Raw genomic sequence first — 10808 nt, 5'->3', positions numbered from 1 at the left:
CGAAGCCGGGTGGGGCGACTGATGAGTCATGCAGAAGGATCAGTTGTTCACGCGGCGCCGGATGCTCCTCGCCGGCGTCGCCGCTCTCGGAGCGGCGGGCACCGCCGGGGTCATCGTGGCGGGCGGCGAGGAGACCGGCCGGACCGCCGCGGCCCCCGTCGCCGGCCCCCAGGCCAGGCAGGCCCTCAAGCCCTCCGCCTTCCGGCTCCAGCCGCTCACCGGATACGGCCCACCGCGCACCGCGCCCCGCAGGCTGAAGGTGCGTGACGAACCCATCCTGCAGGTCTCCGGACGCGGCCGGCACATGGTGCTGACCTTCGACGACGGCCCGAACCCGGAGTACACCCCGCACATTCTGGACACCCTCGCCAAGTACCGCGTACGGGCGATGTTCTTCGTGTGCGGCGAGTGTGTCGTGGAGAACAGGGAACTGCTGGCCCGGATGGCCGACGAGGGGCATGTGGTCGGCAACCACACCTGGACGCACCCGCTGCTGACCGAGCTGAACCGCCGTGAGATCCGCTCCGAGATGGAGAGCACCAGCGACGCCATCGAGGACGCCTACGGCGAGCGCCCGCAGTGGTTCCGCGCACCCTACGGCGCCTGGAACCGCGCCGCCTTCCAGCTGGGCGCGCAGATGGGCATGGAGCCGATGGCCTGGACCGTGGACACCACCGACTGGATGGAGCCGGGCACCGACACCATCGTGGACCGGGTGGAGAGCGGCGCCGCCCCCGGGGTCGTGGTGCTCTCGCACGACGCCGGGGGCGACCGTTCGCAGACCGTCCGGGCGATCCGGGAGTGGCTGCCCTACCTGATCGACTCCGGGTACCACCTCACCGTGCCGCCCCGGCGCGCCTGACGCTCCCCGGACCTCACCGCCCCGCCGGGCCGCGGCGGTTCACATCACCGCGGCCAGGCGGGCGAAGACGACGACGTTCCCCTCGTAGCCGTTCTGCTTCGAGAAGCCGCCTCCGCAGGTGATGACCCGGAGTTCCGGTGTCCCCTTCGAGCCGTACACGCGGTCGCCGGGGAAGCTGTTCTTCGCGAAGACCTCGACTCCGTAGATCTCGAACACCGCGGTCTTCCCGTCCTGGCGCAGGACCTCGATCTGGTTGCCCTTCGTCAGCGCCCCGAGGCCGTAGAACACGGCGGGGCCCTGCTTGTTGTCGACGTGGCCGACGATGACCGCGGTGCCCTTCTCGCCCGGGGACACGGCGCCGGTGAACCAGCCGGCCAGGCCGGGGTTCTCCGGCGGCGGCGCGGCGACCCAGCCGTCCGCGTCCAGCCCGACCTGCACGACGGGCGCGTCCACCCGGATCGCCGGGATGCGGACCCGCTGCACGGGGGAGAACGGCAGGGCGGTGGGCGCGGGCGCGAACGTGCCCAGGGTGGCGCGGCTGTCCGGGGCCGCCGCCGATGCGGGCTGCGGCGGGCCGACGTCGAACTCCCCGGAACCGTTGCGGATCAGGGCCAGACCGGTCAGCAGAACAAGCGCTATCACGCCCCAGGGGGCGCGCTTCCTCCGCCGCTCCTCCTCTTCGGCCAGCTCGGCCAGCTTGGACGCAGACATTCGCCATCCCCTCTCGACGCGGTCGCCGCCACGCCCGTCGCGCATGGGAAAACGCTAAGTCCCGCGCGGACGGCGGGCGACGGGGCGATCGGCGAACGGGTGGCGGCCCGCATGCTCGGTGAGCCATCCGAGTTGCCGTTCCCAGGAATTTTCTGACGGTCCGTGACCTGCGGCAATATCCGATTGTGTGGTTGTCCGTCGGTGTGTCGGATCACCAGGACGGACCATTCTCGACATGCGGGCGTGTTCCGCGCGTCCGAGGGTCTGTACGGGAGGTGATTTCTCGCCGATCCACCGGGGACGGGACCCGGTGACCTCCCGCGGAGGATCACATGCGCAACCAACGTGCCCTGGCGGCGGCGTGCACCACGGTCGCCGTGCTCGGGCTCGCCGCCCCCGTGGCTGTCGCGGACGGCATGGGCAACGGGGGCGGTCCGAGCAGCACCGACAACACCACCGTCATCGTGCCCGGCACCGGCAACATCGGCACCTTCAGCGGGGGCGGCGTCGTCCCCGGCACCGGCAATGTCAACGGCAACGGCCACTTCAACGGGAACGGGAACGGGAACGGGAACTTCAACGGCAACGGCAACGGCAACGGGAACGGAAACGGGAACTTCAACGGCAACGGCCGCGAGGGCTTCGGCAACAACGGCCGCGGGCGCGAGGGCGGCAACAACGGCCGTGGCGGTGAGGGCGGCAACAACGGGCGCGGGGACCGCGGAAACGACTTCGGCCGCGGGAACGACTTCGGCCGCGGGGACGGATTCGGCGGGGAAGGGGGCCGTGGCGAGGGCTACGGCAACTCCCGCGACATCTTCGTCACGCCCGACATCGTGCCCGCCGGCGGCCGCGTCACCATCATCGTGAACGGCTGCCGCAGCGGCACGGCGAGTTCCGACGCCTTCGGCGTCACCCGGCTGGAGTCGTTCCGCGACGACACCGCGCGGGGTGTCGCCACCGTCGACCGGGACGCCCGACGCGGCCGCTACGACGTCACCGTCCGCTGCGACGGCCGTACCATCACCCGCCGGGACGCCTTCACCGTGATCGGCGGAGTCAACGGCGGGTTCGGCGGCAGCAGGACCAGCGGCGCGACGCCCACCGACATGGCCATCGGCGGTGGCCTGGTGGCCTCGGCCGTGATCGGCGGGGGCGCCTTCTGGCTGCGCCGCCGGCACGAGAAGCACGTCTGAGTCCCCGGTGCGCCGCCGAGGGCACCGGATCCGTCCCCGTCCCCGACCCGCGCACGCCGACAGGCCTTCGCCCCGATTCCTCGCGGAAGCGGGGGCGAAGGCCTGTCGGGGCCGCCGTGCCGATCGGGCGGCGCACGCCGCTCCGGCGGCCGGGGGCTATCCGCCGGCGCCCGGGAACATGCTGAGGAACGGCTCGGCGGTGACCGCGATGCCGCGGCTGTAGGGCGCGTCGAAGTCCCAGATGAGGAACAGCATGAAGGCGATGGTCGCGGAGAACAGCCCCGCCAGGACCAACTCGCGCCGGGTGCGCCGGATCTGGAGCGCGAACACCATGCCGATGGTGATCAGCGCCCCGGTCAGCAGCCCCCACCACACCACCGGGGGCATGGTGGCCCCGGTGGCGTCGGCCCGCGCGTTGCGCGCCTGGTCGGCGGTGGCCAGTTGGTCCAGCAGCGGCTGGTAGGCCTGCGCCTCGAAGTCGTTGCGCGGCTGGTAATCGGTGACGTCCGCCCGCACCGTCTGCAGCAGTTCGGCGCCGTGGTCCGTGACCCGCTCCTTGTCCGCCATCGTCCGCCACTCGGTGTGCACGACGTACCCCACGTAGGCGTCCACGTCGGCGCGGATGCGGTCACGGACGTCGGGCGGGTAGACCCGGACCCGCTCCGAGATCTCGTGCAGCGCCTGGGCCTCGGTCTGGACGTAATCCTGGGCGGAGTTCCGGGCCTCCCAGACACCCGCGATGGCCAGCCCCAGCACGATGGCGTAGATGACGCCGATCCACATCGTCATGTACTCGATGACGTCCGGGGTCTCGCTCGGATCCTCGTCCTCGGAGGCCGTCCGGTGCCGCAGCAGCGTGATGACGACCACCACGGCACAGGCCCCCAGCATGGCGAGGACGAGAACAAGCCAATCCGACAACTGGTGCCTCCAGGAGTGAGCGAGCCGGCGCGTCAGCGCGGGCGCAGCGCCGCGACGGCGACGATCGCGGGGATGGTGATGAGCAGGACGTAGGTGACGGGCGAGGTGTGGCCGCGGGTGGGGCGGCTGACGGCGTGCGGGTGGTAGGCCGGGTAGCTCACCGGGGTCACCGAGGGCCGCGGGGCGGGCTTGGGCGTCGGCTTGGGCGTGGGGGCCGGCTCGGGCGCCGGCGGCGGGGCGGGCGGGGGCGTCGGCCGTGCTGCCGGGGGCGCCGGGGGCGCCGGAGCGGGCCTTGGCGGCCGCGGCGTGGGCGTGGGCGTCGGCGTCGGTTCCGGCGTCGGTGTGGGTGTCGGTGTCGGCTCGGGGGTGGGGGTCGGTTTCGGCGGCGGCTTCGGCGGCGGGGTCGGTGTGGGGGTGGGGGTGGGGGTGGGCGTCGGCGGGCACGGGGGCGGGGGCGGCTTCGGGCAGGGCGGGTCGGGCCAGTGGTGGCCGCCGGCGTAGGCCACGGCCACCGTGCCGTCCGGGCCCGTCGAGGCGGACGCGCAGGCGTCGGCCGTCGCGCTGCCGGCCGGACAGCCCACCAGCGCCCAGGTCAGCGTCACGAGGGCCAACACCCGTGGGGTGGGCGCGCGTCGGGTCACTTCGGGTCCATGCACGACGGAGATCATGAGGCGCGACCGGCCGCCGTACCCCGCAGTACGCCGATATTGCTCCGAAAGAGGGAGATGAGGCGATCGCAGGTTTGCGGGGTGGAAGAGTCCGTGTCATCCCGCTCTGTTCCGGTGCGTGCACCGGTGGCCTCCCCGGGCGTGTCACGGGATCCGGAAAGAAATTCCGGCCGCCGTTGAACACCGCGGCCCCTTCGCCGCGTACCCATGACCGTGCGGCGGCGCAGCAGGCGCTGCAATATCCAGGCGATAATGGGGAGTTTGACGATGAAGACCTCCTGGCGGACCGCCTCACTGGTGGCCACAGCCGCTTCGGTGCTGGCGCTGACGACGGCGTGCGGTCAGGACAACGCCACCGCTCCCGCGTCGGCGGCCCAGAACGTCGGGGCCACGGCCGCCGCCGGCGACTACGGCAACCCGGGTGCCGGGACCACGACCGGTGCGGGCAACGGATACGGCGCCGACGGCAGCAAGACCTCCGCCTCCCCGGCCCCGGCCGCCCCCGCGGGCAAGCTCACCGTGGCCGCCAACCCGGACCTGGGGAACGTGCTCACCGACGGCTCCGGCCTCACCCTCTACCGGTTCGACAAGGACACCGCCAACCCGCCCAAGTCCAACTGCGACGGCGACTGCGCCACCACCTGGCCGCCGGTCCCCGCCGACGACGCCACCGCCGGCGCCGGCATCGACAAGGCGCTGCTCGGCGAGGTCACCCGCGCCGACGGCAGCAAGCAGCTCACCATCGGCGGCTGGCCCGCCTACCGCTACGCCAAGGACGTCAACGCGGGTGACGTCAACGGCCAGGGCGTGGGCGGCAAGTGGTTCGCGCTCGCCCCCAACGGCAAGAAGGCCACGCTGTCCGACCTGCCCGGCCTGTCCGTCCGCAAGGACCCCAAGCTGGGCGACATCGTCGTCGACAAGAAGGGCATGACCGTCTACCGCTTCATGAAGGACCAGGCCTGGCCGAAGTCCGTCTCCAACTGCACCGGGGCGTGCCTGGAGAAGTGGCCGGCCGTCGGCCCGGTCAAGGCCGACGACACCGAGGGCGTGAAGAAGAAGGGCCTGATGCCGTTCACGCGTCCCGACGGGGTGAAGCAGATGACCGTCAACTGCTGGCCGATCTACACCTTCTCCGGGGACAAGGCCCCGGGCGACACCAACGGTCAGGGCGTGGGCGGCACGTGGTACGCCGTCTCGCCCGACGGCAAGCCGGTCGGCGCGCCGGGCGAATAGATCACCTCCCCAGGGTCGATCGTCCCGCCCGGCCCGGCGCGCGGCCGCAGATCCGCCCCCTCCGCACCGCACGGAGGGGGCGGATCGTTGTGTGCGGTGGGCGCGCACCCGGCCGGACAGCCGTGACACAGCGGGGCCATACGGGCACTTGCCGCAGGCAGTGACCGGGAACGGACGGTCAATTTCCGGTTCAGGTCGCCCGTTTGGCGGGCGATCAGTAGCCTCAGCTCGAACACCGGATCGCCTGTCCCTGTCGCCTACGCCTTGGAGTGATACATGGAGCGCCCCGCCTGGGCCCCCCGGAGCATCGACATCTCGGTGCCGAGCGTCTCGCGGATCTACGACTACTACCTGGGCGGTTCGCACAACTTCGAGGTGGACCGGGAAGCGGCCCGCAAGGCCATGGAGTACATGCCGGGGCTTCCGAAGATCATGCAGGCCAATCGGGCGTTCATGCGCCGGGCCGTGCGGTACGCGGCCGGGGAGGGCATCACCCAGTTCCTCGACATCGGCTCGGGCATCCCGACCTTCGGCAACGTCCACGAGGTGGCGCAGGCGGCCGTGCCGGGCGCCCGCGTGCTCTACGTCGACCACGACCCGGTGGCCGTCGCCCACAGCGAGGCGGTGCTGGCGGGCAACGACGCCGCCGACGTGGTCGCGGCGGACCTGCGCAAGCCCCAGGAGATCCTCTCCAGCCCCCGACTGGACCGCCTGATCGACCTGAATCGGCCAGTGGCCCTCCTCCTCGTTGCCATACTGCACTTCGTGGAAGACGCGGACGACCCCTACGGTGCGGTGGCCGAGCTGCGCGAGGCGCTCGCGCCCGGCAGCCTGCTGATCCTCACCCATGCCTCGTACGAGGGAATCCCGCTGCCCGCCGAGCGGGCCGAGGGCGCGGTGGACGTGTACAAGGGCATTCGCAACCCGCTGATCATGCGCTCGCGCGAGGAGATCGCGCGGTTCTTCGAGGGGTACGACATGGTGGAACCCGGACTGGTGCCGATGCCGCACTGGCGCCCGGAATCGGCACCGGAGGACGAGGACCCGTATGCCTTCTCCGGATTCGCCGGCGTGGGGCGTACGGCGTGAGCGCGGAGCCGGACGAGCCGGAGGGCAGACTGCGCCGGCTGACGACGATCTGGAGCCGGGCGCTCTTCCCGGTGACCTCGACGTCGCTCACCCGAGCCGAGTTCGAGGAACAACTCCTTCCGCTCGCCCGCCGGCTGAGCGAGCTGCTGCGGACCCGCAGCTTCGACGCGGACACGGCGAAGGCCGTCGGCGCCGCCCTGGTCGAGGCGCACTGCACCGACCCCGAGGCGCTCGCCCGCACCCTGGACTGCGTCGACGCCTACCTGGTCCTGTACTGCGGCGGGGACGGCCCCCAGGACGAACTGCGCATGCGCTCCTCGCGGTTGCAGCACGCGATGGCCGCCGGCTACGCCCAGGCGCTGCGCGAGCGCACCCTCGCCGAGCAAGAGGCCATCGCCCAGGCCGCGTTGCGGGCCCAGGGCGTGGTGGCCCAGGCGCTGCACGCGAGCGAGGCCCGCTTCCGCGCGGTCTTCGAGGGGGCCGCGATAGGGATCGGCATCGCCGACCTGGACGGCAACGTCCTCCAGGTCAACGAGGCGCTGCTGCGCATGTTCGGCCTCTCCGAGCAGACCCTGCGCGGCCGCCGCGTCCAGGACTGGGTCCACCCCGAGGACGCCCCGCAGACCTGGCGGCTCTACGACGAACTCGTGCGCGGCGACCGCGAGCACTACCACGTGGAGAAGGCCTTCAACCGCCCCGACGGCACGGTCCTGTGGACCAACCTGACGGTCTCCCTGCTCCGCGACGCCGACGGCACCCCGCAGTACCAGCTGGCCCTCATGGAGGACACCACCGAGCGCCGGCTGCTCAACCTCCGGCTGCGCTACGAGGCCACGCACGACGCCCTCACCGGCCTGCCCAACCGCTCCCTGTTCTTCGAACGCCTGGAGAAGGCGCTGGGTGCGGGCGAGGGCCAGCGCTTCGGGCTGTGCTACCTGGACCTGGACGGCTTCAAGACCGTCAACGACAGCCTGGGTCACGCGGCCGGCGACCGGCTGCTGGTCGAGGTCGCCGACCGGCTCCAGTCCTGCGCGACCGCGCCCGGCGAGATGGTCGCCCGGCTCGGCGGGGACGAGTTCGTGGCCCTCACCACCGGTCCCGGCACCGAACGCACGGTGGACGAACTCGCCGAGCGCATCATGAACGCGCTGGTCACCCCGATCAGCATCGACGGCCGCGACCTGCTGGTCCGCGGCAGCCTCGGCATCGTCGAGGGCCCGGCCGGCGAGCGCACGGCCGCCGAGGTGCTGCGCAGCGCGGACATCACCATGTACCGGGCGAAATCGGCCGGCGGCAACCGCTCCGAGCTCGCCGACCCGGAAGCCGACGCCCGCGCCATCACCCGCCACGGTCTGACCACGGCCCTGCCTACCGCCCTGGAACGCGGCGAGTTCTTCATCGAGTACCAGCCGCTCGTCCACCTCGGCGACGGCAGTGTGCGCGGCGCCGAGGCCCTGGTGCGCTGGCTGCACCCGCAGCACGGCGTCCTCGGCCCCGACCGGTTCATCCCGCTCGCCGAGCACACCGGCCTGATCGTGCCGCTCGGCCGGTGGGTCCTGGAGGAGTCGATCCGCCAGGCCCGCGCCTGGCGCGAACGCTACGGCGAACAGACCTCCGCCGGTCCGCTGCGGATCAACGTCAACCTGTCCCCGTGCCAGCTCAGCCACCCTGGCCTGGTGCAGGACACGGTCGACATCCTCGAACGCTCCGGCGTCGCCCCGGACGCCCTGTGCCTGGAGGTCACCGAGTCCGCGCTCATCGGCGCCGACGACGACCTGCTCAAACCCCTGCGCCGGCTGGCCGAGATGGGCGTCGACATCGCCCTGGACGACTTCGGCACCGGCTACTCCAACCTCGCCAACCTGCGCCGCCTGCCGGTGAGCATCCTCAAGCTCGACCGCTCCTTCACCCAGAGCATGCAGCAGTTCCCCGCCGACCCCGTCGACCTGAAGATCGTGGAGGGCATCGTCTCCCTCGCCCACAGCCTCGACTTGGCGGTCACGGTCGAGGGCGTGGAGACCGGCGCCCAGGCCGAACAGCTGCGGATACTGGGCTGCGACACGGCCCAGGGCTGGTACTACGCCCGCCCGGGCCCGCCGGAAAGGCTCCAGGACCTGGCGTTGGTGGACGCAACGGGCTGACCGGCCCCGTCGTCCTCCGCGGCCGCGGCCACGGTGGTGGCGGCCCGGACGAGTGCCGCGGTGGCCGGGGAGCGGGACTGCTTACCCGGGCCTGGTACGACGCCCGCCCGGCCCGCCGGAGAGGCTCCAGGACCTGGCGTTGGTGGACGCAACGGGCTGACCGGCCGCGGGCCACCGGGCTGCTGTTGGACCGGGCGCGGCTCCTGCTCGACCGGGCCCGGGTTGCTGCACGACCGGCACGGCCTGCCACCTCACGGGCGCGGTCTGCCGGTCCGCGGGCATCGGCTGCCGTTGGACGGCCCCGGCCTGCCGGTCCGCGGGTCCCGGCTGCCGCTCCATTGGCAGGCCTGCTGCTCTGCGGGCACCGGCTGCCGCTCCACTGGTATGGCCTGCCGCTTCGCAGGCCCGGGCTGCTGTTCGACAGGTCCACGCCGCTGCTCGCGGGCACCGCCTGCCACCTCACGGGCGCGGCCTGTCGGTCCGCGAGCCCGGCTGCCGTTGGACGGCCCCGGCCTGCCGGTCCGCGGGCCCCGGCTGCCGCTCCACTGGCAGGCCTGCTGCTCTGCGGGCACCGCCTGCCTCTCCACTGGTATGGCCTGCCGCTTCGCAGGCCCGGGCTGCTGTTCGACAGGTCCACGGAGCTGCTCCGCGGGCACCGCCTGCCACCTCACGGGCGCGGTCTGCCGGTCCGCGGGCATCGGCTGCCGTTGGACGGCCCCGGCCTGCCGGTCCGCGGGCCCCGGCTGCCGCTCCACTGGCAGGCCTGCTGCTCTGCGGGCACCGCCCGCCGCTCCACTGGCATGGCCTGCCGCTTCGCAGGCCCGGGCTGCTGTCCGGACAGGCCCACGGAGCTGCTCCGCGGGCACCGCCTGCCACCTCACGGGCGCGGCCTGTCGGTCCGCGAGCCCGGCTGCCGTTGGACGGTCCCGGTCCACGGGCCCCGGCTGCCGTTGGACCGCCCCGGCCTGCCGGCCCGCGGGCCCCGGCTGCCGCCGACCGGCTCGGCCTGCCGCCTTACCGGCACCCCCTACCGCCCCACCGGCCCCGGCCACCGCCCCGCCGGCACCCGCTATCTCTCCAGCAGCATCCGCTGCAGTTCCCGGGCCGCTCGCGGCGGAGCCACGTCGCTGCGGTGGGCGAGTGCGATGGTGCGGTGCAGACCGGGGCGGGTCAGCGGGGTGACCCGCAGTCCCCGGCCCGCCCGAGCGGCGACCATCCGGGGGACGACGGCCACCCCGAGCCCCGCCCGGACGAATCCGAGCACCGCGTCCATCTCGCCGCCCTCCACCGCGAAGTCCGGCTCGAACCCCGCGGAGCGGCACGCGGCCACGGTCAGCTCGCGCAGGTCGTACCCGTGCCGGAACATCACCAGCCGCTCGCCCTCCAGGTCGCCGATCTCCACCGCCCGCCCGTCCCGGCCGGGCACCGGCGCCTCCGGTGAGGACACCACCACCAGGTCCTCCCGCAGCAGCTCCACGGTCGTCAGCGCGGGCGCCGGCGTCGGCAGCGGCAGCACGACCAGCGCGAGGTCGAGCGCGCCGCGCGCCAGCTCCCGCACCAGATCGTGGGAACCGCCTTCCTCGATCAGCAGCCGGACACCGGGATACCGGTCGTGGAAGGCGCGCAGCACGTCCGGCAGCAGCCCCGTGCACAGGCTCGGCGTCGCCCCCAGCCGTACCCGCCCGCGCCGCAGCTGCACCAGCTCCTGCACCTCCTGCCGGGCGGTGTCCGCGTCGGCCAGGATGCGCCGGGCGAGCGGCAGCAGCGCCTCGCCGGCGTCGGTGAGCGTGATGTTGCCCCGGGCGCGCAGGAACAGATCCGCGCCCAGCTCCCGCTCCAGCGCCTTGATCTGCTGGGACAACGACGGCTGGGCGACATGGACCAGCTCGGCGGCCCGGGTGAAGTGCCGGGTCTCGGCGACGGCCACGAAGTACTGGAGCTGCTGGAACTGCACACACTCAGCATAGCTTCCGTCTATGGAAACAAG

Annotated in this window: 9 protein-coding genes; 5 read left to right on the top strand and 4 right to left on the bottom strand. The window is 72.9% G+C overall.

Annotated features, from left to right (window positions below):
- Positions 1-28 precede the first annotated feature (28 nt).
- The gene (locus tag ACIP4Y_RS33845) at positions 29-862 is read left to right on the top strand and encodes a polysaccharide deacetylase family protein (RefSeq protein ID WP_358642830.1); all 834 of its coding nucleotides are present in this window, start codon (positions 29-31) and stop codon (positions 860-862) included.
- Between the two features lie 39 nt (positions 863-901).
- On the opposite strand, the gene ACIP4Y_RS33840 is transcribed toward ACIP4Y_RS33845, so the two are convergent.
- Entirely contained in the window at positions 902-1573 is a 672-nt protein-coding gene (locus tag ACIP4Y_RS33840; RefSeq protein ID WP_401399730.1) for a class F sortase, read from the bottom strand.
- Between the two features lie 332 nt (positions 1574-1905).
- Here ACIP4Y_RS33840 and ACIP4Y_RS33835 point away from each other — a divergent pair, with 332 nt between their 5' ends.
- Positions 1906-2769: a hypothetical protein gene (locus ACIP4Y_RS33835; RefSeq protein WP_401399729.1), complete on the top strand. Its 864-nt coding sequence runs from the start codon at positions 1906-1908 to the stop codon at positions 2767-2769.
- Positions 2770-2925: 156 nt separating this feature from the next.
- Here ACIP4Y_RS33835 and ACIP4Y_RS33830 read toward each other — a convergent pair whose 3' ends face one another.
- Both ACIP4Y_RS33830 and ACIP4Y_RS33825 read right to left on the bottom strand, forming a co-directional pair.
- Positions 2926-3690, bottom strand: coding sequence for a hypothetical protein (locus tag ACIP4Y_RS33830; protein WP_358642836.1), 765 nt, complete (start codon positions 3688-3690; stop codon positions 2926-2928).
- Between the two features lie 32 nt (positions 3691-3722).
- The gene (locus ACIP4Y_RS33825; protein ID WP_401399727.1) at positions 3723-4292 is read right to left on the bottom strand and encodes a hypothetical protein; all 570 of its coding nucleotides are present in this window, start codon (positions 4290-4292) and stop codon (positions 3723-3725) included.
- A gap of 333 nt (positions 4293-4625) precedes the next feature.
- On the opposite strand from ACIP4Y_RS33825, the gene ACIP4Y_RS33820 reads away from it, so the two are divergent.
- From ACIP4Y_RS33820 to ACIP4Y_RS33810, 3 genes are all read left to right on the top strand, one after another.
- A complete protein-coding gene (locus ACIP4Y_RS33820) occupies positions 4626-5591 on the top strand; it encodes an SCO0930 family lipoprotein (protein ID WP_401399882.1) in 966 nt (321 codons plus the stop codon).
- Between the two features lie 276 nt (positions 5592-5867).
- A complete protein-coding gene (locus ACIP4Y_RS33815; protein ID WP_401399725.1) occupies positions 5868-6680 on the top strand; it encodes an SAM-dependent methyltransferase in 813 nt (270 codons plus the stop codon).
- Entirely contained in the window at positions 6677-8821 is a 2145-nt protein-coding gene (locus ACIP4Y_RS33810; protein ID WP_401399723.1) for a putative bifunctional diguanylate cyclase/phosphodiesterase, read from the top strand. Before ACIP4Y_RS33815 ends, ACIP4Y_RS33810 begins: the two co-directional genes overlap by 4 nt.
- A 1069-nt stretch (positions 8822-9890) precedes the next feature.
- Here the strand turns inward: ACIP4Y_RS33810 and ACIP4Y_RS33805 are convergent.
- Positions 9891-10775 (bottom strand): LysR family transcriptional regulator, encoded by an 885-nt coding sequence (locus ACIP4Y_RS33805; protein ID WP_401399722.1) that lies wholly within the window; start codon positions 10773-10775, stop codon positions 9891-9893.
- Positions 10776-10808: the final 33 nt, after the last annotated feature.

Origin of the sequence: Streptomyces sp. NPDC088810 (assembly GCF_044750305.1) — a bacterium.
Taxonomy (GTDB): Bacteria; Actinomycetota; Actinomycetes; order Streptomycetales; family Streptomycetaceae; genus Streptomyces.
The sequence above is the reverse complement of the archived record's forward strand: the minus strand, read 5'-3'. Positions and strand labels throughout refer to the sequence as shown.

What these genes read in the sequence shown, in the direction of transcription:
- ACIP4Y_RS33845 (WP_358642830.1), top strand. Translation starts at nt 29, where the DNA reads ATGCAGAAGGATCAGTTGTTCACGCGGCGCCGGATGCTCCTCGCCGGC.
- ACIP4Y_RS33840 (WP_401399730.1), bottom strand. Translation starts at nt 1,573, where the DNA reads ATGTCTGCGTCCAAGCTGGCCGAGCTGGCCGAAGAGGAGGAGCGGCGG.
- ACIP4Y_RS33835 (WP_401399729.1), top strand. Translation starts at nt 1,906, where the DNA reads ATGCGCAACCAACGTGCCCTGGCGGCGGCGTGCACCACGGTCGCCGTG.
- ACIP4Y_RS33820 (WP_401399882.1), top strand. Translation starts at nt 4,626, where the DNA reads ATGAAGACCTCCTGGCGGACCGCCTCACTGGTGGCCACAGCCGCTTCG.
- ACIP4Y_RS33815 (WP_401399725.1), top strand. Translation starts at nt 5,868, where the DNA reads ATGGAGCGCCCCGCCTGGGCCCCCCGGAGCATCGACATCTCGGTGCCG.